The 24,864-nt window shown below is 70.1% G+C and carries 30 protein-coding genes; 7 read left to right on the top strand and 23 right to left on the bottom strand.

Annotated features, from left to right (window positions below; all coding sequences use genetic code 11):
* Positions 1–118: 118 nt before the first annotated feature.
* From ACFWY9_RS15470 to ACFWY9_RS15450, 5 genes are read right to left on the bottom strand one after another with little or no spacing between them, the layout of a single operon-like run.
* Positions 119–1,447: an MFS transporter gene (locus ACFWY9_RS15470; protein ID WP_378339111.1), complete on the bottom strand. Its 1,329-nt coding sequence runs from the start codon at positions 1,445–1,447 to the stop codon at positions 119–121.
* Between the two features lie 29 nt (positions 1,448–1,476).
* Entirely contained in the window at positions 1,477–2,886 is a 1,410-nt protein-coding gene (locus ACFWY9_RS15465) for an FAD-dependent oxidoreductase (protein ID WP_378339110.1), read from the bottom strand.
* Positions 2,883–3,662, bottom strand: a complete 780-nt coding sequence (locus ACFWY9_RS15460; protein WP_378322605.1) for an SDR family NAD(P)-dependent oxidoreductase — start codon at positions 3,660–3,662, stop codon at positions 2,883–2,885. The genes ACFWY9_RS15465 and ACFWY9_RS15460 overlap by 4 nt, the downstream gene beginning before the upstream one ends.
* Positions 3,655–4,473 carry an SDR family NAD(P)-dependent oxidoreductase gene (locus ACFWY9_RS15455; RefSeq protein ID WP_378339109.1) on the bottom strand — a complete coding sequence of 273 codons (819 nt, stop codon included), beginning with the start codon at positions 4,471–4,473 and terminating at the stop codon, positions 3,655–3,657. Before ACFWY9_RS15455 ends, ACFWY9_RS15460 begins: the two co-directional genes overlap by 8 nt.
* Positions 4,470–4,919, bottom strand: coding sequence for a nuclear transport factor 2 family protein (locus ACFWY9_RS15450; protein ID WP_378339108.1), 450 nt, complete (start codon positions 4,917–4,919; stop codon positions 4,470–4,472). The genes ACFWY9_RS15455 and ACFWY9_RS15450 overlap by 4 nt, the downstream gene beginning before the upstream one ends.
* Before the next feature lie 109 nt (positions 4,920–5,028).
* Between ACFWY9_RS15450 and ACFWY9_RS15445 the strand changes: the two genes are divergently transcribed.
* Positions 5,029–5,724, top strand: coding sequence for an IclR family transcriptional regulator (locus ACFWY9_RS15445; RefSeq protein WP_378322602.1), 696 nt, complete (start codon positions 5,029–5,031; stop codon positions 5,722–5,724).
* A gap of 62 nt (positions 5,725–5,786) precedes the next feature.
* Here ACFWY9_RS15445 and ACFWY9_RS15440 read toward each other — a convergent pair whose 3' ends face one another.
* The 4 genes from ACFWY9_RS15440 to ACFWY9_RS15425 all read right to left on the bottom strand — a co-directional run bounded on the left by ACFWY9_RS15440 (position 5,787) and on the right by ACFWY9_RS15425 (position 9,486).
* Positions 5,787–7,334 carry a TetR/AcrR family transcriptional regulator gene (locus ACFWY9_RS15440; protein WP_378339107.1) on the bottom strand — a complete coding sequence of 516 codons (1,548 nt, stop codon included), beginning with the start codon at positions 7,332–7,334 and terminating at the stop codon, positions 5,787–5,789.
* Positions 7,335–7,431: 97 nt separating this feature from the next.
* On the bottom strand, positions 7,432–8,307 hold the full coding sequence (locus ACFWY9_RS15435; RefSeq protein WP_378322599.1) for a LysR substrate-binding domain-containing protein: 876 nt from the start codon (positions 8,305–8,307) through the stop codon (positions 7,432–7,434).
* Between the two features lie 42 nt (positions 8,308–8,349).
* Positions 8,350–8,664: a nuclear transport factor 2 family protein gene (locus ACFWY9_RS15430; protein ID WP_378322598.1), complete on the bottom strand. Its 315-nt coding sequence runs from the start codon at positions 8,662–8,664 to the stop codon at positions 8,350–8,352.
* A 66-nt stretch (positions 8,665–8,730) separates the two neighbouring features.
* A complete protein-coding gene (locus ACFWY9_RS15425) occupies positions 8,731–9,486 on the bottom strand; it encodes an SDR family oxidoreductase (RefSeq protein WP_378339106.1) in 756 nt (251 codons plus the stop codon).
* Positions 9,487–9,655: 169 nt separating this feature from the next.
* Between ACFWY9_RS15425 and ACFWY9_RS15420 the strand changes: the two genes are divergently transcribed.
* Positions 9,656–10,210 (top strand): TetR/AcrR family transcriptional regulator, encoded by a 555-nt coding sequence (locus ACFWY9_RS15420; protein ID WP_378322596.1) that lies wholly within the window; start codon positions 9,656–9,658, stop codon positions 10,208–10,210.
* Positions 10,211–10,240: 30 nt separating this feature from the next.
* Complete coding sequence (locus ACFWY9_RS15415; protein ID WP_378339105.1) at positions 10,241–10,630, top strand: tautomerase family protein; 390 nt, start codon at positions 10,241–10,243, stop codon at positions 10,628–10,630.
* A 39-nt stretch (positions 10,631–10,669) separates the two neighbouring features.
* Here the strand turns inward: ACFWY9_RS15415 and ACFWY9_RS15410 are convergent, their stop codons facing one another.
* From ACFWY9_RS15410 to ACFWY9_RS15380, 7 genes are all read right to left on the bottom strand, one after another.
* Positions 10,670–11,110 (bottom strand): hypothetical protein, encoded by a 441-nt coding sequence (locus ACFWY9_RS15410; RefSeq protein WP_378322594.1) that lies wholly within the window; start codon positions 11,108–11,110, stop codon positions 10,670–10,672.
* A 138-nt stretch (positions 11,111–11,248) separates the two neighbouring features.
* On the bottom strand, positions 11,249–11,698 hold the full coding sequence (locus ACFWY9_RS15405) for a DUF4383 domain-containing protein (RefSeq protein WP_378322593.1): 450 nt from the start codon (positions 11,696–11,698) through the stop codon (positions 11,249–11,251).
* Between the two features lie 24 nt (positions 11,699–11,722).
* Positions 11,723–12,379, bottom strand: a complete 657-nt coding sequence (locus ACFWY9_RS15400; RefSeq protein WP_378322746.1) for a fasciclin domain-containing protein — start codon at positions 12,377–12,379, stop codon at positions 11,723–11,725.
* Positions 12,380–12,507: 128 nt separating this feature from the next.
* A complete protein-coding gene (locus tag ACFWY9_RS15395) occupies positions 12,508–13,203 on the bottom strand; it encodes an anti-sigma factor domain-containing protein (RefSeq protein WP_378339104.1) in 696 nt (231 codons plus the stop codon).
* A complete protein-coding gene (sigK, locus tag ACFWY9_RS15390; protein ID WP_378322591.1) occupies positions 13,200–13,796 on the bottom strand; it encodes an ECF RNA polymerase sigma factor SigK in 597 nt (198 codons plus the stop codon). The genes ACFWY9_RS15395 and sigK overlap by 4 nt, the downstream gene beginning before the upstream one ends.
* A 152-nt stretch (positions 13,797–13,948) precedes the next feature.
* On the bottom strand, positions 13,949–14,488 hold the full coding sequence (locus ACFWY9_RS15385) for a snapalysin family zinc-dependent metalloprotease (protein ID WP_378322590.1): 540 nt from the start codon (positions 14,486–14,488) through the stop codon (positions 13,949–13,951).
* Positions 14,485–15,219 (bottom strand): S1 family peptidase, encoded by a 735-nt coding sequence (locus ACFWY9_RS15380; protein WP_378322589.1) that lies wholly within the window; start codon positions 15,217–15,219, stop codon positions 14,485–14,487. The genes ACFWY9_RS15385 and ACFWY9_RS15380 overlap by 4 nt, the downstream gene beginning before the upstream one ends.
* A gap of 494 nt (positions 15,220–15,713) precedes the next feature.
* Here ACFWY9_RS15380 and ACFWY9_RS15375 point away from each other — a divergent pair, with 494 nt between their 5' ends.
* Positions 15,714–16,373 (top strand): response regulator, encoded by a 660-nt coding sequence (locus tag ACFWY9_RS15375; RefSeq protein WP_378322588.1) that lies wholly within the window; start codon positions 15,714–15,716, stop codon positions 16,371–16,373.
* A 7-nt stretch (positions 16,374–16,380) separates the two neighbouring features.
* Here ACFWY9_RS15375 and lepB read toward each other — a convergent pair whose 3' ends face one another.
* The 4 genes from lepB to ACFWY9_RS15355 form a co-directional block, all read right to left on the bottom strand.
* Positions 16,381–16,941, bottom strand: a complete 561-nt coding sequence (gene lepB, locus ACFWY9_RS15370; protein WP_378322587.1) for a signal peptidase I — start codon at positions 16,939–16,941, stop codon at positions 16,381–16,383.
* 75 nt (positions 16,942–17,016) lie between these two features.
* Positions 17,017–17,889 carry an ion transporter gene (locus tag ACFWY9_RS15365; protein ID WP_378339103.1) on the bottom strand — a complete coding sequence of 291 codons (873 nt, stop codon included), beginning with the start codon at positions 17,887–17,889 and terminating at the stop codon, positions 17,017–17,019.
* Positions 17,890–17,995: 106 nt separating this feature from the next.
* Complete coding sequence (locus ACFWY9_RS15360) at positions 17,996–18,307, bottom strand: zinc finger protein (protein WP_378322585.1); 312 nt, start codon at positions 18,305–18,307, stop codon at positions 17,996–17,998.
* Complete coding sequence (locus tag ACFWY9_RS15355; protein ID WP_378322583.1) at positions 18,304–18,447, bottom strand: hypothetical protein; 144 nt, start codon at positions 18,445–18,447, stop codon at positions 18,304–18,306. Before ACFWY9_RS15355 ends, ACFWY9_RS15360 begins: the two co-directional genes overlap by 4 nt.
* A gap of 180 nt (positions 18,448–18,627) precedes the next feature.
* On the opposite strand from ACFWY9_RS15355, the gene ACFWY9_RS15350 reads away from it, so the two are divergent.
* Positions 18,628–19,116, top strand: coding sequence for an NUDIX domain-containing protein (locus ACFWY9_RS15350; RefSeq protein ID WP_378339102.1), 489 nt, complete (start codon positions 18,628–18,630; stop codon positions 19,114–19,116).
* A gap of 35 nt (positions 19,117–19,151) precedes the next feature.
* The gene (locus ACFWY9_RS15345) at positions 19,152–20,384 is read left to right on the top strand and encodes a helix-turn-helix domain-containing protein (protein ID WP_378339101.1); all 1,233 of its coding nucleotides are present in this window, start codon (positions 19,152–19,154) and stop codon (positions 20,382–20,384) included.
* Here ACFWY9_RS15345 and ACFWY9_RS15340 read toward each other — a convergent pair.
* The 3 genes from ACFWY9_RS15340 to ACFWY9_RS15330 all read right to left on the bottom strand — a co-directional run bounded on the left by ACFWY9_RS15340 (position 20,359) and on the right by ACFWY9_RS15330 (position 23,761).
* Complete coding sequence (locus tag ACFWY9_RS15340; RefSeq protein ID WP_378339100.1) at positions 20,359–20,955, bottom strand: AAA family ATPase; 597 nt, start codon at positions 20,953–20,955, stop codon at positions 20,359–20,361. The two genes, ACFWY9_RS15345 and ACFWY9_RS15340, sit on opposite strands and share 26 nt — an antisense overlap.
* 82 nt (positions 20,956–21,037) lie before the next feature.
* On the bottom strand, positions 21,038–22,567 hold the full coding sequence (locus tag ACFWY9_RS15335; protein WP_378339099.1) for an aldehyde dehydrogenase family protein: 1,530 nt from the start codon (positions 22,565–22,567) through the stop codon (positions 21,038–21,040).
* A 30-nt stretch (positions 22,568–22,597) separates the two neighbouring features.
* Positions 22,598–23,761: an NAD(P)/FAD-dependent oxidoreductase gene (locus tag ACFWY9_RS15330; protein ID WP_378339098.1), complete on the bottom strand. Its 1,164-nt coding sequence runs from the start codon at positions 23,759–23,761 to the stop codon at positions 22,598–22,600.
* A gap of 101 nt (positions 23,762–23,862) precedes the next feature.
* Between ACFWY9_RS15330 and ACFWY9_RS15325 the strand changes: the two genes are divergently transcribed.
* On the top strand, positions 23,863–24,768 hold the full coding sequence (locus ACFWY9_RS15325; RefSeq protein ID WP_378322574.1) for a LysR family transcriptional regulator: 906 nt from the start codon (positions 23,863–23,865) through the stop codon (positions 24,766–24,768).
* Positions 24,769–24,864 lie beyond the last annotated feature (96 nt).

Raw genomic sequence — 24,864 nt, 5'->3', positions numbered from 1 at the left:
GGTGGTGGTCCCGGGGTGGGGCTTGTTTTTTTTCTACCCATAGTGGGGGGGGGGGGGGGGGGGGGGGGTTCTCTTCTAACTCATTTTTGAGGCTCCCCCCCTCGGCCATGATCCCGCCCTAACGTCCGGACAAGTAGTTAACGTCTAAACTACCTGACACCGGCGTCTCGCGCGGACCACGGGAGACCCGCAGGAACGCGAGCATCACGGCGCAGACCACCAGGCAGCCGATCGGGAAGTAGAGCCCCACGGTCACGTTGTCGGCGGTCGCGTTCTTGCCGATCACGTAGGGGCCGAAGAACCCGCCCAGCGCGGCGATCGAGTTGATCGCGGCCAGCCCCACCGCCGTGTGCTCCTTGGACAGTATCCGCGAGGCGAGCGCCCAGTACGGAGCCAGGTAGCCGAGCACGCCGACCGCCACCAGCGACAGGCAGATCAGCGCCGCCGCCGGCGTGTGCCGGAACTGGATCGCCCCGAACAGCCCGATCGCGGCCAGCAGCATCATCGCGATGACGTGCCCGCGCCGCTCGCCCGTCCGGTCGGAGTTGCGGGCGACCAGCAGCATGCCGAGCGCGCCGACCACCCACGGGATGACGCCGAGGAAGCCGATGTTGGTGGCCGAGTACGAGGAGTCCATCTGCTTGACGATCTGCGGCAGGAAGAACGTGAACCCGTACAGCCCGCACGCCGCGAAGAAGTTGGCGACGGCCAGGTGCAGCACCCGCCGGTCCTTCATGATCCGCAGCTGGCCGAGGAAGGTTTCCTTCTGCTCCGGCACGTAGTCCTTGTCGATCTCGCCCTGCAGCCACGTTCGCTCCTCCGTCGAGAGGAAACGCGCCTGAGCGGGAGTGCTCGGCAGCAGGACGAGCACGATGACGCCGATGAGTACCGCGGGCAGGCCCTGCAGGATGAAGACCCAGCGCCAGCCCGCCAGCCCGAACCAGTGCACGTGATCGAGGATGACCCCGCCGGTGAGACTGCCGAGGATCATGGCCAGCGGCTGGGCGAGCGCCAGCGTCGCGATCGCGCGGCCGCGTTCCTTGCCGCGGAACCACAATGTCAGGTAGAGCAGGAGCCCGGGATAGAGCCCTGCCTCGGCGACACCGAGCACGATCCGCGCGATGTAGAGCTGCGGGACGTTCTGCACGAACCCGGTGACGGCGGTGACGATGCCCCAGCTGATCGCGATGCGGGCGAGCCACACCCGCGCGCCGAGCTTCTTCATGATCATGTTGCTCGGCACCTCGAAGACCACGTAGGCGAGGAAGAAGATCGCCGACGCGGTGCCGAACACGGCCGTGGTGATCGCCAGTTCGCGCTGCATGCCGAGCTGGGCGTAGCTGATGTTCGAGCGGTCCATGTAGTTGAACACGTACAGCAGGGCGACCAGCGGGAGGACGCGTCTGGTCACCTTGCGGACGGTCCGGCTGCCGATGTCGGTGTCCATGGTTGTCTCCTCGTCGTTGAGGCGGATGGTCATCGGGCGGGAAAGGCGTTCGTGGCGGCGATCCGGCCCATGGTGATGGCGTTGGCGACGGCGTTGCCGCCGCCGACGTAACGCTCGCCGAGCACGCCCGCGCCCGCCTCGCCCGCCGCGAACAGGCCGGGGATGACGTCGCCGAGTTCGTCGCGGACGGCCCCGCGCGCGTCGATCTCCAGCCCGGCGTGGGTGCAGACCAGTTCCGCGGGCAGCGTGCGCGCCGCGTAGAACGGCGGCTCGCCGATCGGCGCCGGTGGCGTGTCCGATCCCTTGTTGGCCAGTGTGCGGTGCCGCAGGAACTCGGGGTCGGTTCCCTGGGGCAGATGCTCGTTCCACCGCCGCACGGTGGTGGTCAGCGCCGGGGCGGGAACACCGATGCGCTCGGCCAGCTTCTCCAGGCTGTCGGCGCGGATGGTCCGCCCTGCCTCGGCCTCGCGCAGCACGGCGTCGGCGTCCCAATGCGCGTACCCGGCGGGCAGCGAAAGCCGGGCGCGCTCGTCGAAGACCGTCCACACTGGACCGTTCTGCGCGTCGATGATGCCGCTGGAGACCGCGTAGGAGGCGTCCTCGTCCATGAACCGGCGGCCGCGGGCGTTGACGAGGATCCGCGACTTCGGCGGGAAACCGGACTGCCAGTGGTGCAGCCGCTGGAAATACGCCGTCGGCAGCATCAGCCCCCAGCCGTCGCCGGTCACCGCCGCGCCGACCTGTTCACCGAACCGAAGGTGGTCGCCTCGGCTGCCCTGCGCGGCGACGACGAACAGATCCTCGCCCGCCCGCAACGCCGCCGGGTAGTACCGCGCCAGGAGCGCGGGGTCCTGGGCGAAACCACCGCTGGCCACCACGACGGCACCGGCCCGCACCTCGACGTCGTCGGCGACCACGCCGGCGACCCGGCCGTGGTCCGAGATCAGCCGGTCCACGCGGGTGTTGAGCACGATCTCGACGCGGTGTTTCCTGGCGGCCTTCGCCAGCACTCCGACGATGCCGTAGCCCTGGTCCTTCGGCACGTGCCCGCGCCAGACGTCCTCGACTCCAGCCTGGCACAGGCCCGGCATGTGCGCGTTGCCCGAGACCCGCGCCGGGATCTCGACGCCGAGGCCCATCAGCCATTCCAGCGCGGGGCCCGCCTGCGCGCAGAACGCCGCCACCAGGCCGGGTTCGAGCATCCAGTGGTTGAGATCCATGTAGTGCTGGAAGAACTTCTCCGGTGAGTCCTCGATCCCCAGCCCGGCCTGCACGCTGGTGCCCGCCGCGGTGAACATCCCCGCGGACAGCTGCGTCGACCCGCCGAGTTCCGGCTCGGACTCGAACAGCAGTACCCGGGCGCCCCGCTCGGCCGCGGTGACCGCGGCGGCCAGCCCGGCTCCCCCGCCGCCGATCACGACGACGTCGTATTCGCTCACAGGTCTCCTCCCGTTTCCGCGAGAATCCGGTGGTACAGCCCGTTCGAGACGAGCCCTCCGTCCACTGTGACCTCACTTCCGGTCATGTAGCTCGAGCGGTCCGAGAGCAGGAACAGCACCGCCTCCGTGACTTCCTCCGGCCGCGCCATCCGCCCGGCGGGGACGCTGGCGAGCGCGGCGTCGACGAACGAGTCGGATCCGGCCAGCAGCGCCGTGTCGACCAACCCGGGATGTACCGAGTTGACCCGGATCCCCCAGCGCGCGAAGTTCCCGGCGGCGGATTTCGACAGGCCGGTCAGTCCCCATTTGCTCGACGAGTACGCGGGCGAAAAGTAGCCGATCTGGCCGGAGATCGAGGAGATGTTGACGATCGAGCCGCCACCCGAGTCCCGCATCGGCTCCGCGACGGCCTTCATGCCGTGGAACGGGCCGAACAGGTTGACCCGCAGCACCCGCTCCCAGATTTCGTCGGTGGTGTCGAGGAATTCCAGCCGCCGCGAGATCCCGGCATTGTTCACCAGGCCGCCGAGCGAGCCGTGGGCGGCGTGAATCCCGGCCACCACCCGTGCCCAGTCTCCCGGCTCGGTGACGTCGAGCCGGTGCGCGGACGCGGACCCGCCCGCCGCGATGATCTCCTCGGCCACTGCACCGGCGTCCGCGACGTCGGCGAGGCATACGTGCGAACCGCGGGCCGCGAGTGCGCGGGCGTGCCCGGCACCCATGCCCGCGGCGGCACCGGTGATCAGCACGACGTCCGGGTACTCCCCGTCAGACATGCCGCGAACCGCCGTCGACGGCGATGCTGTGCCCGGTGACGTACCGGGCGCTGTCCGACAACAGGAACAGCAGCGGGCCCGCCACCTCCTCCGGCGAGCCGAGCCGGTGCAGCGGCACGACGTCCAGCGCGTGCTGGAGCGCGGCCGGATCCTCCTTGACCCAGCGGGTCATCTCGGTGTCGACGTAGCCGGGAGCCAGCGCGTTGACCCGGATGCCGCGGTCACCGAACTCCACGGCGAGCGATTCGGTCAGATGCGCGACCGCGGCCTTGGAGGTGCAGTAGGCGCCCCGGCCCCGCCGCACCCGCACCGCGGAAACCGAGGACATGTTGACGATCGCGCCGCCGGGCTCCATGTGCCGCGCGGCGGCCTGCGCACCGAACAGCACACCCTCCACATTGACCGAAAGCGTCGCGCCGATCTGTTCGGCGGAGATCTCGTCCGCGAGCGCGAACGGGAAGATTCCCGCGTTGTTGACCCAGAAATCGAGGCGGCCGAACTGGTCCAGCGCCAGTTGCGCCACGGTCTCGTGGTCCTCGGCCTTGGTGACGTCGGCGCGGGTGCCGATGACAAGGCCGGGCTTCTCGTGCACCGAACCGGCCGCCAGCTCGCGGTTCAGCTCCTCGGCGGTGGCCGCCATCCGCGCCTCGTCGATGTCGGCACCGACCACGTGGACGCCGCGAGTGGCCAGCGCCGCGGTGAACCGCGCGCCCATCCCCTGTGCCGCGCCGGTGACCACGGCGACCTTGCCCGGGAACTCCGGGTAGACCGCGGTCGCCGGCTCGTGCCGCACACGTCCGATTTCGCTCATCGAGTGCTCTCCTGTTCATCGTCACGACGCACGGTCCGGCGGCGGATCCGCCAGGCCCCGGCGTCGAGGACCAGTTCGTCGGTGATCGTGGTCTGGCGGACCAACCGTGACGGCCCACCCACGGGGGTGGCCACGATCTGCAGATAGGCGTACGCGGTGGCCGCCTCCGGCCCGGCGGGCACCACGAAGACGTTCGTGATGACGTGCCGGGTGACTTCCCCGGCTTCCTGCCCGCCGGTGAAGAACCGCTCGGCGAACCGGGTCAGCTCCGCCGTTCCCACGACGGGTGCCGGGTAGCTCGGCGAGTGGAACTCGCCGTCCACGGTGAAGGTGCCCGCCCACGCCCGAGCGTGGCCGTTGTCGATGAAATGGCTCTGCGCACCGTAAAGCTGGTGGACGCGGGCGAGCGTCTCGGGATCGACGTCGACGACAACATCTGGTGGCACGGCCTACCTCCACGGCTTGCACGTCCCGCTCGACGTGCTATTATCGCACGCATCGTGCGAACTGCGGAAACAGTAGGTCGGCTTCCGCGGGCCCGTCAAGAGGAGCGTCATGTCCGAAAACCCTGTCCAGCTCGACTCGGGTATGTCGAAAACCCTCCACAACGGACTGGAGATCCTCGAACTGCTCGTGACGCACCCGCGGGGACTGACGCTCACCGAGATCGCCGACGAGATCGGCGTCCACCGCACGGTCGCCCATCGGCTGGTGCGCACGCTGGAAGCGCACCAGCTGTGCCGCCGCGACCGCTTCAAGCGCATCTCGCTGGGCAACGGGCTGGTGCGGCTCGCCGAGCCGGTCGAACAGGATCTGCGCACGCTGGCCCGGCCGATCCTCGAAGAGCTGACGGAACTGGCGCAGTCCACCGCACATCTGGTGGTCCGCGAGAACGAACGGCAGGTCCGGATGCTGATGATCGTCGAGCCGCGGCAGGCGCGAATGCACGTCAGTTTCCGGCCGGGGCAGGTCGACCCGATCGACCGCGGCTCGGCGGGGCTGGCGATGCTGGCCGCCGCCCCCGCGACGCCGGACGAACGGGACGAGATCGCGCGAGCACGCGGACGGGGTTTCGCCGTGTCCTACGGCGAAATCGCGCCCTCGGTCATCGGCATCTCCGCGACGGTCCCGCAGCGCGACCCGGCCGGGGGCATCAGCATCGGCCTGTCCCTGTTCGAGGCACCGGACGAAGAGCGGCTCGGCCAAGCCGTGGTCGACGCCGCACGGCGGCTCGGCGCCCTGCTGCGCTGACATTCGCTCCCGGACTGAACCGCCGCTCGGACTTGAGAACAGGCTCGCTGCGAGCGTGCCGGTCAGGCGAAATCGAGTTCGTAGCTGGTCGCCCGGCCGTCACGGGACGCCAGTACCAGCTCGATCTCACCCACCGCGTCGGTGAGCCGGTTGACCGTGATGGTCAGCTCCCGCTCGCGCAGCACAGCCTTGCCGGTGTGGTCCGCGTGGACGTGGGTCACCCCTGGGGACAAGGGAACTCGGCCGTTTCGCTGGCCGAAACTGACTTCGTAGCTGTTCGCCGGGCCACCGTCCACGGTGACGGTGAGACCGACGCAGCCCTGGTCGTCGGGACGTCGCACGGTGACCCGCGCCGCGCCGTCCTCGACGGTGACCTGGTCCGCCTTCCGCGAGCTGTGTGCCTGTTCGTCCAGTGCGGCGAGCACCTCTCGCGGCGAGCCCAGCAGCCAGGAGTTCCGTTCGAGGAAGGCCATCTCACGCTGGGTAAGATTCCGGGCGGCGATGGCGCCGTCCACCTTCAGCAGGAACACCGAACCGGCTTGGATGCAGGCGTTCTGCTCCGAGCCGAGCGCGGTGATCAACTTCGCGACCGCGTCGGCCCGCGCCGCGTCGATCTCCGCCTGTGGCTTGTGCAGGGTGGGCATCTCGATCGCGCGCTCGATGCGCGTCATGATGTCCGCCATCTCGGCCGAGGTCACCGCTTTCTTCGTGCGCCCCAGCATCAGTTTGAACCACGAACCGATGACCGGTGGCCGTTCCTCGACGATCTCGATCCCGGACGCGTCCAGCACCTCCAGGACCGCCTGGCGAACCTCGTCCGCGTCAGCCCCGGACTCCAGGTAGACCGACACCGGTACCGGACGGACGACGGCGGGCTCGACCGGCCCGGACTGGACCAGGTGCCGCCGCCCTTCCTGGGCCGCCGCGTAACGCCGGTCCAACTCCGTCACGGCGGTCCGCTGTGCCACCGGGGCCAGTGCCCCGGTGGCAGCATGCCCGGCCACCCGCGCGATGAACCGCTCGGCCTCCTGCCGATCGAACGAGGCCGAATCGCTGTCACGCCACAATCGGACGGCCGAGTCGATGGCGCCGGTCAGCATCGCACCGAGGAGCGCAAGCTGCTCCTGGTCGAGTGCGTCGTCGGCCGCCACAGCGTCGATGACCACCTCGGCGACTTCCCGCTCCACGCGGCGAAGTACCTCTTGTACCGCAGGTTCCCCGCGCACGTCGGAATCGAGCAGCAGCCGCCCTGCCCCGTCGCCCCCGGTGGCGAATTCGAGGTATGCGTGCGTAACCGCGCGCACCCGTTCTTCGGCGCCGCCCGCCGTGGCCGCCAGCACCGTGCCGACGGTCTCGACCAGGTGGTCACCGACCACGTTCAGCAGTTCCAGGTACATCTCGAGCTTGCCCTCGAAGTGGCGGTACAGCACCGGCTTGGTGATACCGGCCAGTGCGGCGATCTCGTCCATGGGCGCGGCGTGATAGCCGTCTGCCAGGAACACCTCCCGCGCGGCCGTCAAAATCTGGGCACGACGCTCGCCTTGCCACCGCGACCACCGATCCCTCCGCTGCAGGCGCGTTTCCGTTTCGGTCTGGTCGCGGGAACTCACGATCGCTCACCTTCCGCCCGGATGGCATCGGTGCGCATTCTTCCGCGCGACCCTGGCCTGCCACCATCACCTCGACCGATCTGGACGACGACCGCCGTCACTGACCGTTGGAGGCGAGGAATTCGTCGCGGATCTCGCTGCTTGTGTGCGGATTCCACAGTGCGTGCAGCGGCGCGTGGATCGCGGGCCGCACCTCGAGGACGTGTACGCGCCCATCCGCGACAGTGCCGGGCCGCGCCGTCACGAAGGCGACGTGCCGGGTGCCGAGCACGGCGGTGACCGGCGGGGTGCCCTGGATCGGGTTCCGGGTGACGCGCGGTTCGAACCCGGCCCCGCGGCAGTGGTCGAGCAGGAGATCGGTGTAGCCGGACCGGCCGGGTTCGCCCCACACCACGAGCTGCTCGCCGGCGAGTTCGGGCAGGTCGACGTGGTCCCGGCCGGCGAGCGGGTGGTCCGCGTCGACGGCTATCGCCAGCCGGTGCCTGGCCAGCGTGGTGCGCGTCAGCCCGTGCGGCGGCCGCGTTCCCCGGCACAGCCCGATCTCCAGCTCGCCACCGAGAAGCTGCTCGACGAGCTGGCCGGGATACCGCTGATTCACCTCGGTGCGCAGGTCGGGCAGTTCCACGAGCACGGTCCGGAGCAACGCGGTGACCTCCTCGCCGGTCACCGCCGGGGTGTGCCCGATCCGCAGCGTCGCGGCCTCTCCCCGGCCGATCCGCCGCGCCCGCCGGACGGCGGACCGGGCGACGCCGTGCAGCACACGGGCGTCCTCGATCAGGGCCAGCCCGGCGGGCAGCGCGGTGACGCCGGTGGCGTCGCGGTCCAGCAGCGGAACGCCGACCTCGCGTTCGAGGGTGCGGATCGAGGTGCTCAGCGCCTGCTGGGAAAGGTGCAGACGCGCGGCGGCGCGGGTGAAACTGCCTTCCTCGGCCACGGCGATCAGATGGTCCAGCTTGCGCAGATCCAAGCCCATCTCACCCTCCCGCGCGTTCCGCTCGCCCGCCGGGCGGCGGGGTCAAGCCTGCCCGGTGTCGAACCGGGCGATCCTGCCGTCCCGCACGGTGAACCGCCAGCGCGTCCGCATCGCGCCCCACGTCGAGTTCGTGAACGTGGCCACCAGTGCCATTCCACCGTCCTCTTCGGACTCGACGGCCATCCGCCCGTCCGCGGAGAAGATCTCCTTGTCCACCCACGCGGCCAGATCCCGGTCCGAGCCGTCGTCGGACATGCTCGCGTCGTCGGTCAGCAGGGCGTCGAACGCGGCCCTGTCCCCGGCGTTGATCGCGGTCACGAACGCCTTGACGACCGGGTTCGTCGGTTGCTGCGTCATTTCCTGCTCCTTCTCGTGCGCCGGACGACCCGTCGATCATCACCCATCCGGCGCCGCGTGGCGTGGTCAGCGGGTGGTGTAACCGCCGTTGGCGAAGATCGTCTGACCGGTGATCCACCAGCCGTCGGTGGCCAGGAACCGGATCAGCGGCACGATGTCCTCGATCCTGGTGAGCTGGTTGCCCAGCGCCTGGGACTTGTGGAACTCCACCCGTTCGGGGGTCTCCTGCGGGTAGAAGAACGGGGTGTCCATCGGCCCGGGGGCGACGTTCGTGACCGAGATCCCGCGTGCCGCGAACTCCTTGGACGCCGCGCGGGTGAAGTGCTCCAGCGGTGCCTTGCCGCCGGCGTAGGTGGAGTAGCCGTCGGTGTAGGCGGCCAGCAGGGAGGTGGCCAGGCTGATGATCTTGCCGTGGTCGTTGAGCCTGCGGCCCGCCTCCTGAAGGAAGAAGTACGCGGCCTTGGCGTTGATCGCCAGCATCGTGTCGTACTCGTCCTCGGTGGTCTCCAGGATCGGCTTGCGCAGCACCATCCCGGCCGTGTTCACCGCCACGTCGACGCCGCCGAACTCGTCGACCGCGGCGTCGAACAGCCGCCGCACCTCCCCGACCCGCGTCAGATCCGCCTGCACGGCGACCGCCTGCGAACCCGCGGCGCGCACCGCGTCGGCGGTCTTCTCGGCGTCCGCTTCGGAACCGTCGCCGTGGTAGTGGATCACGATCTTCGCACCGGCGTCCGCGAACGTCGTGCTCGTCAGCCCGCCCAGGTTCTTCGCACCCCCGGCGATCACCGCGACCTTGCCCCGCAATGTGTGTTCCGTCATCGATCCGCTCCTTTTTCCCTTGCACCCGGCGAATTTCCGGGCCTGTCCCCACGCTAGGCAGCGGAACCGGGCGCTGGGAAACACAAAGATCGGGTGCCCCGACAAGGCCGATGGATACCCCCAGGCCGACGCCCTCCGGCCTGTACCTACTAGTATGTATACTGAGGGCATGGACACGAGGGAGCGGCTCATCGAGAGCACGCGCGCACTGCTGTGGGAACGCGGTTACGTGGGCACCAGCCCGAAGGCGATCCAGGAGCGGTCCGGCGCGGGGCAGGGCAGCATGTACCACCACTTCCAGGGCAAGCCCGACCTCGCGCTGGCCGCCATCGACCGGAGCGCGGCGGATCTGCGGGCCAGGGCCGAGGCCGAACTCGACGGTCCTGGCCCCGTGCTCGACCGGGTCACCGCCTACCTGCGGCGGGAACGGGACGCGCTGAAGGGCTGCCCGGTCGGACGTCTCACCCAGGACCCCGACGTCATGGCGGATCCCGAACTGCGCAAGCCGGTCGAAGAGACCTTCGCCTGGCTCACCGGCAAACTGGCCGCGCTTCTCGCCGAAGGCCGGGAGAACGGCGAACTCGACGTCGCACTCGATCCGGCCGCGACGGCCACCGCACTCGTCGCCGTACTGCAGGGCGGTTACGTCCTGGCCCGCGCCGCCGGTTCGGCCACGGTGTACGCCAAGGCCGTCGACGGCGCCCTCGGCCTGCTCGCCCGCTGATCCCCCACCCCACCGAAGGAGAACACCGCCATGCCTTTCGTCCGCATCGACGCGCTCAAGGCGGACACCGCCCGGCTCGACGCGCTCGGCCGCGCCGTGCACGAGGCGATGACCGAGACGATCGACATCCCGGCCGACGACCGGTTCCAGGTCCTCACCAGTCACGACGGCACCCGCGGCACGCTGCGCTACGACGACGGTTACCTCGGCATACGCCGCGACGACGACCTCGTGTTCGTCTCGATCACCATGCGGCGAGGGCGCACGCCCGCGCAGAAACAGGCGCTGTACCGCCGGATCGCCGAACTCGCCGAGGAGTACGCGGGCACCGAGCCGCGGAACGTGTTCGTCCGGCTGACCGAGAACGAGCCGATCGACTGGTCGTTCGGCGACGGCGTGGCCCAGTACGCCGTCGGATGACACCGATCGCGGTGTCCGAAGTGGACGGAAGCGCGAGGCTCAGCTCAGCCACTGGAAGCCGGACGGGCGGGCTGGCGGCATGTTGCCCGCGGCGACCATCTTGAACACGGTCACCACGTTCACTTCCTCGTTCTGGTCGGCGAGCATCGTCATCACCCGGCTGACACACGGATAGACGAGCTGTTCGTCCGCTGTGGTGACCGCGAAGCCCTGCCAGGCACCGTCGGTGACGTACCGCCACCGCCAGCCGAGCTTCAACCGCCACTGCTCGCCGAGCAGGTATCCGAGCGCCGTGGCCTCCGCGACGAGCTCGTCCTCACCGAGACAAGTGGTGCGACGCCGGGAAATCCGCTTCGCGACCGCCCGGACGACACGGCGCGGGGAGGCGTAACGCCGAAGCCCGAGTTCGACGCGGGCACGTGCGGCCTTCCGGGTGATCTCGACCCGTTCCGGCTCGGTCGGTTCCCGTGCCCAAGCCATCGCGGCCCCCGGTTCAGCCCGTCATCGTCGACGACTCCCGGGATACCACATGGCGGCCCCGAACACGAGGCCGCCGATGAACATCCGCCCGAGCGCCACGGCGGCCCGACCCGTTCGCCGGACCGGGCCGCCCGGCGATCACCGCGTGCTCGCCACCCGCTGCCGGGTGAGCACACCGAGCGCGATCATCACGACACCGAGAGCGAGATGCAGCCAGTTGTCCGCGGTGTTGACCGGGACGAAGTTGGCGGCACTGCCCTGATCGACGATCAGGCCGAACAACCACAGCACGAGGTAGACCGCTCCCCCGCCGAGCAGGAAGCCCCTGGCCCCGCCCGCACTGCGGGCCAGCGCCAGTCCGGCGACGCCGAAGAGCAGGTGCACGACGTTGTGCAGGCCCGAAACCGAGAACACGCCCAGCAGCAACGCCGTCGAGTGATGCCCGAACATCGTGAAGCCGTCCATTCCGGTCGTGACACCGGGGACGAATCCCAGGATCCCGACGAGCAGGAAGACCGAACCCACTCCCACCGCGACGATCTGTGCGGCGGCTCGCGCGGTGAGCAGGGAACGCGGCGCGTTCGTCATGACTTCTCCTTTCCGCGCGACGGATTACTTGTTCGTCCCCGGGGCGAGAACCTTGTCGATGACGAAAACGGTGGCGTTCCGGGTCGGAATGTTCCCGCAGAGGATCTTGGCGCCGTTGACCGTCATGGTCTCGCCGGAACCCTCGATCTTCAGTGGCCCTCCCGTGCTGTCGAGGGAGGTGACACTGCCCGCCGCGGCGAGTCCCTTGGCGTCGTAGCGTTTCCCGGAGACGTGGTACTGCAGGATGGGGGCCAGTTTGTCCGGGCTCGCCGCCAGCTCCTTGAACTTCGCGTCGCCCAGCGCGGCGAACGCCGGATCCGCCGGGGCGAACACGGTGATCGCCTGCTGACTGTTGAGCGTGTCGACCAGGTTGGTCGCCTTCACCGCCGCGACCAGCTTGGTCAGCAACGGGTTCGTCGACGCCGCGCTCGCCACCGGCATCGGCCCCATCGAGTCCAGGCTGCCGGGCGCGTTCCCTTGTGGCAGCTGGGAACACGCCGGGCCGAACACGTCGGCGTTCGTGGTGACACCGGCGGCCGCCGCAGGCGCGCTCGCCGGATTCGACGGAGCGGGAGCGCTCGAACCGCTGCCCGGGGAAGCGCTTCCACCGCCGCAGGCGGCGACCGAGAAAACACCGGCGACGGCGACCGCGGTCCCGGCGAGACGAATCTTCACGTGAATCCCTCCACTGTGCGATGCACTGCCCTGTAGTGGATCGTGCTGTGAGTAATTCGTTGGCGCGCCCGAAAAGGATTGCCACCCATACGGGTGATCTTATGTCCTTTGTGGATATCTAGACGTAATCCGCGTCAGACAAGGGAAATCATCGTGACGGCCGGAGTGGTCGGACGCGCCGAGCCACCGGTGGGCTCGACGGTAATCCCCACCCGGTCGGCTCCCTGAGGTATCGCCGTGAGTACCAGAGGGGCCTGTTGCCCGGTCAGCAGGCCGGCCGAACGCGGACCGTCCTGGCCGATCAGCCACACCTGGTACACCCGGGCCGGATCGAGCGCGGGCAGCCCCGCCGCCAGCACGACGATCTCACCTCGCGCTCGCGAAACCACGACCCGCGTGCCCGCCCCCGATCCGGTGCCGTGCAGGGTGACGGCGTCGGGCGCGGTGAGCACGCTGCCGACCGCCGCCTCGTACCGCTCTGCGGGATCCGGCGTCTGCCCCGGTCCCGCCATGACGACCCCGGCGACGACCGCCGCCGCGGCCGCGACGGCCCAGCGCCGCCACCGCCGCGCGGGCCTGCCGTCCTCGGCCGTCACGATCGGCGGCCGCTGCCGCGTCCGGGCGATCCCGTCGAGCACGGCCGCACGCAGCAGGGCCGGTGGGTCCACCACCGACGCCACACCCAGCCGTGCGGCGGTTTCCCTGAGTTCGAAGACCTCCTGACGGCACGTCGCACAGTCGGCGAGGTGCCGCTCGAAGGCGATCCGTTCGGTCTCCGAGACGGCGTCGAGCGCGTACGCGCCGGTCAAGGTGTGGACGTCGGCGTTCATCGTCCCACCCCCAGGCAGTCCCGCAGCCGGATCAACCCGTCGCGGATCCGTGTCTTCACCGTCCCGGCCGGGGCGCGGAGCACTTCGGCAACCTCGGCGTAGGTGTAGCCGTTGAAGTAGGCCAGCACGATCGACTCCCGTTGCAACCCGGTCAGCGCCGACAGACAGCCCCGCACCCGCTCGCGTTCGAGGTTCGCCAGCACCGACTCGGTCACCGAATCGAACGGCCGTTGCCGGTCGAGCACACCGGCGCGCTCCTCGCGCTCGTCCGCCGCGGACTCCGAACGCAGCCGGTCCACCGCCCGCCGGTGGGTGATCATCAGCACCCACGCCATGACGTTCCCCCGCTCCGGCGAGTACCGCGCCGCGCGGCGCCAGACGTCCACCAGCGCCTCCTGCGCGACCTCCTCGGCCTGCGCCCGGTCCCGCATCACCCGTACGGCCAGCCCGAACACCGCGCCCGACACCGCGTCGTACAGTCGCGAAAACGCGGCCTCGTCCCCGGCGCCGACCCGCTGCACCAGCTCCGCGAGCTCGGTGCCCGCCGTCCGTTCACCGTTTCCGGGCGCGGAAAATCCCACGCGCTCACCCATGCTCGTCCTCACCGCCCGCATCGGCCCCCGCCGGACCGACACCTCCACCGGACATTCGTCACGGATGCCGGACGCGGATTGGCCGGGCCGGGAAACGAGGGCGCCGCCCGTACCCGATGTCCGGTACGGACGGCGCCGTCGAGCGGTGCGGTTCAGCGGTAGACGCGCATGCCGTTGGCCGCCGCGGCGGCGAATCCGTTGGCGAAGTTCTCGTCGACCTGCGCGCGTTCCCGCGCGTCGGGAATCGCGTTCTTGCAGGAGATCCCTGGCCCGTGGCCGGACATCAGCTCGGAACAGGGACCGGTGTAGTGATCGGGAAGACCGAGGTTGTGCCCGATCTCGTGGGCGAGGATCCGGGTGGGATCGTTGCCCTCGGCCACCTGCTCGGTGTCGATGTAGATGTCGCCCCTGCCGTGCCCGTCGGTCTGCGTGTACGAACCGCCGCCGGTCACCTCGTGGATCAGGATCGTGGCGGCGCCGCCCGCGTCGAGATGCACGTTGTGCACCGCGCCGTTCCAGTTCGCCGCGGCCTGGGTGGCCTCGGCCTGGTAGTCGGGTGCGTCCGAGGCGTCGTAGTACAGGTTCACCACCAGCGGCGAGGCTTCGGCGGCGGTCGCCGCCTGGACGCCCGAGAGCGGGAGCAGGACGGCCGCCAGACCGGTCGCGGCGTAGGCGAAACGACGCCGGTTCATCGCGTGCCTCCCGCGAAACCGCCGATCTGCCCGTCGATCCACGAGCGGTACTGGGCGATGCCGGTGTAGAGCGTGCTCGTCGCGCACTCGCCCCCGTTGTCGCCCGGCCCGTGGGTCTCGCCCACGAGCGTCCAATTGCCCGAGGAGCCGACGACCGCCGGACCGCCGGAGTCACCGTGACAGGCGGAATGCGCGTAGTCCCCGGAAATGCAGACGTCCTCGGCGCCGCCGCCACCCTCGGCACACGAACCGCTGTCGAGAACGGTGAGGTCGATTTCCTGCAGCGTCTCCGGAGTCTGGCAGCTGGGCCAGCTCAGGCAGCCCCAGCCGAGCAGACGGGCGCTGGTGCCCGGCGCGGGGTTGCTGTCGGCCATCCGGACCGGGGCCGACCGGGCGGGCTGCGAAAGGTGCATCAGGGTCAGGTCGGTACCCGGGTTGGTGATGGTGCGGTCGATCCGGCCGACCTCGCCGCCGGAACTGTGCTGTGTGGAGCCGATGCGCCCCTGGGAAGCGCTTCCACAGTGGTGGGCGGTCACGATCCATTGCGGAGCGACGAGACTGCCACCGCAGCCGTTGCTCAACGCCACCATGAACGAATACGTTTCGGTGGCGTCACCGCCGCCGATGATGGACGGCTGGGCGGTGTCCGGCGACGACGACGCCGACGCCGGGACGGCGAGTGCGAACACCACGGCGCACGCGCCGAGTGCTGCCAACAGGATTCTGCGCACAGCGATTCCCTCCATACGTAATCAAGTGCCCTAAACGGACAACCGACACAAGCGAGACAGCCACGCACCGGACGTTCGGTGGGGAGCGGTGCATTCGTCCGGCGGCCACAGGATTGCAGGGTTCGAAAAACCCGGACACCTTCGAAGGGAGGGAATTAACCGACCATCGAGGCCGCCTCGCGCGCCTGAGATTTTCACCGGGCCCCGCGCTCTCGTATTCCGGAATTCCCGGCGAATTTTCCGCGGGGTACCGTGAATCCCCGGAACTCCGGAACACCGGCCCGTGCGATCCCGCAGGAAAAGCGGATATCACAGGACCCGAGGTCAAGAGGAACACGAACTCCGCGGGGATCGCACGACCGCGGCGCCGGTGGCGGCGACGGCCGTCGCCGCTAGGGCACGAAGTCCCTTCGCCCGGTGACTTTGTCGCTGGGCTCAGCGTGCTTCCGGGCGAGTACCGTCATGGCACGACGTCCGTTGCTTGGAGGTGGTGCGTGGTGACCCGGGTGTTCCTGGTCGACGATCACGAAATCGTCCGGCGTGGCCTGGCCGACCTGCTCGGCAGCGAGCCCGACCTGGAGATCGCCGGAGAAGCCGCTTCCGCGGCCGAAGCGCTGACCCGGATTCCCGGCAGCGACACCGACGTCGCGGTCCTGGACGTCCGCCTGCCTGACGGCAACGGCGTCGAACTGTGCCGCGAACTGCTCTCCACCGTGCCGGGCCTGCGCTGCCTGATGCTCACGTCCTACGCGGACGACGAGGCCCTGTTCAACGCGATCATGGCCGGCGCCGCGGGCTTCGTGCTCAAGCAGGTACTCGGAAACGACCTCGTCTCCGCCATCCGCACCGTCGCCTCCGGCGGCTCGCTGCTCGACAGCCGCACCACCGCCGCGCTGCTCAACCGCATCCGCAAGGAACGCGACACCAGCGACCCCGTCGCCGCCCTGTCCGAGCAGGAACGCGCCGTGTTCGACCTCATCGGCGAGGGACTCACCAACCGCGAGATCGGCGAGCGCCTCTTCCTGGCCGAGAAGACCGTCAAGAACTACGTCTCCCGCCTGCTCGGCAAACTCGGCATGCAGCGCCGCACCCAGGCCGCCGTCCTCGCCACCGAACTCCGCCGCGCCGCGGGCCAGGCGCGGCCGCCGGAATAGGCGCTGCCTACCGCGGTGGGTCCAGGACGCCGATGACGTTCCCGGCGGGGACCGCGCCACGCGGCCCGCCCGCACCCCGGACCCGCGAGTCCGCCGCTTCGGCGCGGTTGTCACCCAGCAGCCACAGGCTGTTCTCCGGGATCATGACCGGGCCGAACCGCCGCTGCCCGCCGTCGGCCTCGCCCGGCTTCGCGTGGACATACGGTTCGTCCAGCGGCGTGCCGTCGACCAGCATGTGATCCGCCGGGTCGCAGCACACCACGGTCTGGCCGCCGGACGCGACGACACGCAGCATCATCCGGTGCCCGTCGCCCACCCGCCAGGCGGGCGGCGGGGCGAACAGCACGATGTCCCCGGGATGAGCGCGATACGTGCCCGGCACCACCGAGCGGAAGGTGACGTTCTCACCCTCACGGAGCGTGGGCGCCATCGCCGCCGAGTCGACCGGCCTGCTTTCCGTGGTGGCCGGGGCGGGAGCCGGGGCGCCGTCCACGGCCTCCGGTCCGCATCCGGTGAGCAGGGCGACCGCCACGAGCCCGGGTAAGAACCGCATACGCTGCTGGACCATCGTTTCCTTCCAGGTGACCGACGTTCACCCGGATCCTGCCGACGGCGGATGAATTCCCGATGACACGCGACCGCGTCACGCCCCGGGCCCGCGGTGCTGCTCGTCGAACTCCCGGCCCGCCGAACGCTGCGTCCGCACCCGCAGCAACCGCTCCTTCTCCGCGGAATCCTCCTCGTTGAGGCCCAGTTCCACGGCTCGCCGGATCTGTTCGCGGTTGTCGCGCACGACCGCCGAGAAGAAGTCGTCGATCCTCGGGTCCAGCAGCACCTCGAGGATCACACGGAACGAGGTGTCCACCGCGCTGCGCACGATCTCGTCGTGGAAGGGCAGCCGCCGCAGCTTGCCCAGCTGCGGGTCCTCACTCAGCTTCTCCCGGATGATGGCCTGCAGCTCGGCCCGGTTCTCGCTGAGCGACTTGGCGAGGTTCTCCGGATAGTTCCCGGTCTCCAGCACCTTGACCACCTCGTCGAGCACCGCGATCGTCACGGGCTTCTTGATGGCCTGCACGATCGGCTCGGACAGCTTGTCCACGAGCCGGTAGGTGAACTGCTCGCCGAGCGCCCGGTCGGCGGCGCGGCCGATGCGGACGAGCAGCAGCACGACCACGACGAACCGGTGCGCGCTCATCGCCGGATGCGCCACGGGGATCATCGCGAACAGCTCGTACCAGTTGCGGACCAGGAACCGCACGTCCCAGCCGCGTTTGCGCCAGCGCCACAGGAATTCGAGGAAGAACACCGCGCACACGCCGCAGTCGACGTAGAAGATCACCATCCCGGCGCGGTAGGAAGGCGGGCTGAGCAGCATGAAGCCCAGCAGGCCGACCGAAACCACCGAGAGCGTGAACATCACCCAGTCGTCGGCGTGCACGTTCCCCGGGAGGATCCCGCTGTTGAGCTCCGGCTGCGCCGTGCCGCCACGCGCGCCGGACCCACGGGTCGTAGCCATACCGAACGTCTCCAGACTCGCGCCATCGGACCGCTGATGTCACCGCACACCACTGACAGCGGTCGATCATGGCACGAGCCGGCGCGTCACCGGCCCGACCCGCCGGTCACCGTGACCGGGATTCGCTTCTTCTCCGCCGGGCGCCCCGGCCCGGCTCGGCCCGCGGGATGCCCGGATGCTGCGGGAGTACGTCGATGCCGTGTTCACGCCGGTACACGAGATCGCAGTCCCAGCACTGTTTCGGCACCCCGTGGACCTCGTGCTCCCTCGGCCCTTCGAACTCCGCGTCCGCGGTGACACCGCACAGCATCGTGATCTGTTCGCCCGGCCGGGGGACGCTGGTCAGCCGGGCACGATGCCAGCGGCCGTCGATGACGGGATGGACGGCGTCGAGGTTGAGGTAGATCAGCGCGCTCATCGGCCGGTCTCGCCGCTCGGCCGGGCGGCTTCGGCCGCCCGCGCACGGTCCTCGGCGAGCTTGCGCAACAGTTCGGGGTCCGTCTCCACCGGCGGAGCCCCCGAGTTCTTGAAATCCGAGACACGCCACTGGTCTGTCACGCCCGGCCTCCCGGGCAGCTCCCGAAGTGCTCTCTTCGTGTCATCATACGAGCAACTCTGGCGCAGAGTGATGACAAGAAACACTGCCTGTGACCATCAATTGGCCCGGCATCGGAAAGTGATCTGTGCGTCGGAGGCATAGAGCACCCGATCGGGTCTTCCGGCGGTAGCCTCGGCGACGTGGACCTCCTGCCGTTCGACGAGTACGTCCGTTCGCTGAACCGGAAGCGAATGTCCGCGGGAGTCCTCTACTACGACGACGCGGACCGGGTGCTGCTGGTCGAGCCCTCCTACAAACCGCACTGGGACATTCCCGGCGGCGCGTGCGAGGCCGAGGAATCGCCGTGGCGGACGGCGGCCCGCGAAGTCGGCGAGGAACTGGGCGTCACCGCCGCTCCGGGCGATCTGCTGGTCATCGACTACATGCCCACCAGCGACCGGATGCCGGAAGGTCTCGCTTTCATCTTCGACGGCGGCACCATTTCCGAGGCCGAGGTCAAAGCGCTCGAGATCACCGATCCGGAAATACTGTCCGCGGAGCTCGTTTCGCTCGCGGATGCCGCCACCCGGCTCAAACCGTCACTCGCTCGCCGTCTGGCCATCGCACTCGAAGCGGCCCACACTCGAACTTTGGCCATCTGCGACAACGGGGTGCGCGCACAGCGATAGGGTCGTCCTCCTGCCGCGCACCGCCGGAGGAAGAAATGACGACAACCGCTTCACTGGCGGAAAATCTCGCCCGTTTCCGCAAGGCGAGGGATATGTCGCAAGAACAGCTCGCGGAAGCGGCGTCGGTCGGGGTCGACACGGTCGCCAGGATCGAGCAGGGCACCCGCAAGACCAGCAGGCCAGCCACCCTGCGCAAGCTCGCCGCCGCGCTCGGCGTATCCGTCGACGCGCTGCTGGGCAACCTCACCGCGCCGCATTCCCGCGACGTCGACATCACCCCGCTGCGACGCGCGATCAACACGGATTCCCACGTCCCCGGGCTCGACGACTTCGCCGACACCACCGAGCTGCTCTCGCTGCCCGAACTGACGGCGAGTGCCCACGCGGCGTGGCGCGCCTACGTCGACGGCCTGCACGGGCAGCTCCTGCACGCGCTGCCTGCCGTGCTGACCGACGCCCGCCGCGTCGTCCGGGACACCGCCGACGACGAACGCGCCGGGGCGCACCGCGTGCTGTCCACCGCCTACCGGCTGGGCGCGGGCATAGCGGGCAGGCTCGGCTTCGACGACCTCGCCTACTCGTCGGCGGCGAAGGCCGTGACGGCGGCGAGGGAATCCGACGCGCCCGACGTCGAAACGGCGATTTCCCTGCGGTACCTGGCCTGGACGCTGGTCCGGCAGGGCCGCGCCGGTGACGCCGAGCGGGTGGCCACCACCGCCGCGGCCGCGATCGAGCCCCGCATGCTCGACCGCGATCCGGTGCGGGCGGGCGTGTTCGGCAATCTGCTGTTCAATGCCGCGACCGCGGCGCTCACCGCCGGCGCCCCGCACCGCGCCGAGGATCTGCTCGTGACCGCGAACGCCGCCGCCACGCGTTCCCGCGGCGACACCGCGACGGAGGCGGCGATCTTCGGCCCCCGGGTGGCGGCGTTGCACCGCGTCGACTGCGCGGTCCGGTCGGGTGACCCCGAGGAAGCGCTTCATCTCGCCGACGCCGTCCCCGAAACGTCCGGCGACGTCCCGGCGTTCTGGGAGGCCGGGCACCGGTTGTTCCTGGCCGCGGCCGCCGCCGAACTGCACCGCGACAAGGAGGCGGTCGGGTGGCTTGCCGAAGCGCGGGACCTCGCGCCGGACTGGGTCCGCTATCAGCCGCTCGGGGCGGGTACCCTGCGCCGCCTGATCGACAGGGCGCCCCGGCGGCGTGGCCCCGCCTACGCCGCACTCGCCGCGCACTACGGCGTCATCACGCCGGACTCCGCCTGTTCCTAGCCCCGGAACGTCCATTGTGGACAACAGGCGCCCGCTCGACCAGCCGCGTCGCCGTTGCCGCCGAACGGGTGATGACACGCGCACTGTGCCAGCCCCGCGGCACACTGCCGGAGAGCAGCGCCGCGCGGGTCTTGGCCGCCCGCCGGACATGCCGCGCGAAGGATCGTTCCCGGATCAGGCGGCCGCGGTCGCGCTGACCGGCCAGCGCCTCGTCGGCGGTGGCGTCCAGCCAGAGCAGGCGGACCCGCCGCCCGGTCAGCCTGCCGAGCGCGGCCAGCAGCGCCCTCGTCGAAGCCCGGGTGGCCGGCTCGTGCACGACGACCGGGCCGCCGGCCAACGCCGCCCGCCCGACGACCCGCGCCCGGTGGCCCGCGTGCACCAGCGGCCGGTACCAGCGATAGGCCACCGAGCCGGGCAGCACCTCTCGGAGTCTCAGGCGCACCTGGTCGGAGTCGAGCACCGGCAGCTCACCCGCGGCGTGCCGCAGCATCGTGGTCTTGCCCGCTCCGGGTAGCCCGGCCACGACGAGCAGGTCACGGCCGTCCAGTTCGATCGTGGTCGGCTCACGCATACCCCCACAACGTGAAGCGAAAAGTAAAGGTTCCTTTACCGCACCTTGACGTGCTCGCTCCCGCCCGGCGTCAGCGGGCTGCTCAGAGGAAGCTGACGTTCTGCGCCAGGGTCAGCCCGCCCGAGTAGTTCACGGTGTTGGTCGCCCGGCGCATGTACGCCCGCCAGGCGTCGGAGCCGGATTCGCGGCCACCGCCGGTTTCCTTTTCCCCGCCGAACGCACCGCCGATCTCCGCCCCCGAGGTCCCGATGTTGACGTTCGCGATACCGCAGTCGGAACCGTCCGAGGCGAGGAACCGCTCGGCCTCCTGCTGGTCCCGCGTGAAGATCGACGACGACAGGCCCTGCGGGACGTCGTTGTGGAGCGCGATCGCCTCCTCGAACGTGTCGTAGGTCAGGACGTACAGGATCGGCGCGAAGGTCTCCTCGCGGACAACGCCGGTCTGGCCGGGCATCCGCACAATCGCCGGTTCGACGTAGGCGGCGTCCGGCGCGACCTCCGCGAGCCGCCGCCTGCCCCCGGCGAGGATCTCGCCGTTTTCGGCCTGTGCCCGGGAAAGCGCGTCGCGCATCTTCTCGTGCGCCGGAACGGAAATCAGCGGGCCGACGAGCGTGGTGTCGTCGAACGGGTTGCCGATGGGCAGTTTTTCGTACGCCGCGGCCAACCGGGTCACCAGCTCCTCGGCGATGTCGTCTTGCACGATCAGGCGGCGCAGCGTGGTACACCGCTGTCCGGCGGTGCCCGCGGCGGCGAAGACGACGCCGTGGGTCACGAGATCGAGATCGGCCGATGGCGCGACGATCGTCGCGTTGTTCCCGCCGAGTTCGAGCAGCGACCGCCCGAACCGCGCCGCGACCCGCGGGCCGACCTCCCTGCCCATCCGCGTCGAACCGGTGGCGCTGACCAGCGCGACCCGGGAATCGCCGACGAGCCGTTCGCCGAGGGCCCGGTCGCCGAGCAGCAGCCGATGCACGTCCCGCGGAACGCCGGCGTCCTCGGCGGCCCGCTCCAGCAGCCGGGACGACGCGAGCGAGATCAACGGGGTCAGCTCCGACGGCTTCCACACCACGGTGTCCCCGCAGACCAGGGCGATCGCGGTGTTCCACGACCACACCGCGGCCGGGAAGTTGAACGCCGAGATCACGCCGACGACGCCGAGCGGATGCCAGGTCTCGGTGAGCCGGTGGCCGGGCCGCTCCGACGCGATCGTGCGGCCGTAGAGCTGGCGGGACAGGCCGAGCGCGAAGTCGCAGATGTCGATCATCTCCTGGACCTCGCCGAGCGCCTCGGACCGGATCTTGCCCGCCTCGATCGTGATCAGGTCGGCCAGTTCGCTCTTGTGCTCGCGCAGCAGGTCACCCAGCCGCCGGACCAGTTCGCCCCGTGCCGGTGGCGGAGTGGTCCGCCAGGACCGGAACGCTTCGGCCGCCGCGGCGACGACGTCGTCGGCCTCCTCGGCGGTGGTCACCTTCAGCCTGAACAGGTCCTCGCCGGTGATCGGCGTCCGCGCGGCGAAGCCGTCGCCTTCGACGAGCGTGACACCGACCCGCTCCAGTGCGGCACGCGCCCGGTCCCGCAGCTCGGCGGTGCTCGGCAAAGTGGTGTCGGGCATGGGAATCCTTTCCGGAGCGGCGCTCCTGGTTCAGACGATATGGGCTTCGGGCCGGGTCAGCGTGCCCCCGGCGAAGCGCGACGCGCTCAGCGGGCCGACGTCCAGGAACGGCTCCCTGCCGAGACACAGGTCGCGCAGCACCTCGCCGACAGCGGGTGCCTGCAGGAAGCCGTGCCCGGAAAACCCGGTGGCGTAAAGGAAGTTCGACGGGCTCGCGGCCCGGCCGATGAGCGCGTTGTGATCGGGCGTGACCTCGTACAACCCCGCCCAGCCCGGCCGCAGCCCGACGTCGGCCAGCGCCGGCGCGCGGCGCGCCATGGCCGCGCCGAACCGCGGCAGCCAGTCGTCGGAGTAGTCGAGCCGGAACCCGGGCTCCTCCTTCGGATCGGACATCCCGAGCAGCAGCCCGCGCCCCTCGCGGTGGAAGTAGAACGAGGACGCGAAGTCGATGGTGAAGGGGACCGCTCCGGGCAGTTCCGGCAGTGGTTCGGTGAACATCACCTGCCGCCGCACCGGTGTCACCGGCAGCTCGACGTCCGCCAGCTCGCCGACCGCGGCCGACCACGCGCCCGCCGCGCAGATCACGGTGCCCGTCCGGATACGTCCGTGGTCGGTGACGACGGTCCTCGCCTCGTCGCCCTCGGTTTCGATGCCGACCACCGACGTCCCGGTCAGCAGTGTCGCGCCGAGGCGCCGCGCTGCCGTCGCGTACCCGAGTACCACCGACTCCGGCGTGCAGTGCCCGTCGTCCGGGGAGAACGCGGCGCCGAGCAGGCCGCCCGTGTCGATCAGCGGCGAGAGCCGCCGCGCCTGTTCGACGTCGATCATCCGGCTGGTGACGCCGAGTTCGTTCTGCAGCGCGACATCCCGTTCGAAGGCCGCGACATCGTCCGATGTGGACAGAAGGAACAGGTAGCCGACGCGGTGCAGGTCGATCTCCTGACCCGGCCGCCGCCCGAACCGGGTGAAGGCCTCCAGGCTGCGGGCGCCGAGCTGGATGTTGAGTTCGTCGGAGAACTGCGCGCGCACCCCGCCCGCGGCCTTGCACGTCGAGCCCGAGCCCAGCTCGGCGCGTTCGACGAGGACGACGTCGCGGACCCCGGCTTCGGCGAGGTGGAAGGCGATGCTGGTGCCGATCACACCACCGCCGATGATCACGACGGTGGCGCTCGGCGGGACGGCTGAAACCGGCAACGGCGGGTCCCCCCTTCCGATCGCGCTCCGGCCGATGGTGCCCGTCACCGACCGTTGACGTCCACTCACAGTTTCTGCGCTCGATCTATTAGATTTCCTTGATGGAGTGGACGAGTGTGCAGGTGCGCTCACTGGTGGAGCTGGCTCGCCGGGGCACCGTCACCGCCGTCGCCCAGGCGCTCGGCTACACGCCCGGCGGCGTGTCCCAGCAGCTCAGCGCGTTGGAGCGGGCGGCGGGCGTGCCGTTGCTGCGCCGGGTCGGCCGCCGGGTCGAACTGACCGACGCGGGGATCGCGTTCGCCGGGCACGCCGAACGCATGCTCGCGGTCGAGGCGGAGGCCGTCGCGGCGCTCGAACGGACCAGGGGCGTGATCGCCGGGGAACTGGAGATCGGCCTGTTCGCCACGGCGGCCGCGGAGATCCTGCCGGTCGCGCTGGCCGGGGTCGCCCGCCGCCATCCCGCGCTGGCGGTGCGCAGCCGGGACATGGACGTGGACGAGGTCTACGACGCGGTCGCCTCCGGCGGAGTCGATCTCGCGCTCGGGCTCGACTACCCGGACACGCCGATCCCGCGTGATCCGGTGCTGCGCCTGGATCGCCTCTACCGCGAACGGTTTTCCCTCGCGGTCCCGGAGGGCACACTCGCCGGGCGGGAGCGGATCGGCCTCGCCGACACGGGATCGCTGAACTGGATCCTGCCCGGCGCGCACAGCCACTACGGCCGGGCGATCCGCACGGTCTGCCGCCGCGCCGGGGTGGAACCCGTGGTGCACCACGAAGTCACCGACACCGCCGCCTCCCTCGCGCTGGTCGAGGCCGGGGTGGGGGTGTGCCCGGTGACCGAGCTGATGCTGCGGCTCAGGCCGTCGCGGGTCGACGTCGTGCCGCTGGCCGAGACGTTCGAGCGGCACATCGTGGTGATCGTGCGGGCGTCCGCGCAAAGCCGTCCCACGGTGGCCTCGCTGGTCGAGGTGCTGCGCGAGCTGGCGGGCGACGGAGCACCCTGACCGCCGCGGCGGCCTTGCCTGTCGCGGGGTCTGGGGAGAGTTCAAGTAATAAATAGATCTATAATGTTTGGGGTGGTGCTTGTTGTGTCACGCGCG

Source organism: Amycolatopsis sp. NPDC059027, from assembly GCF_042739735.1.
In the GTDB taxonomy this organism is placed as follows: Bacteria; Actinomycetota; Actinomycetes; order Mycobacteriales; family Pseudonocardiaceae; genus Amycolatopsis.
Note: the sequence above shows the minus strand (reverse complement) of the source record. Positions and strands in the feature narration are given on the sequence as shown.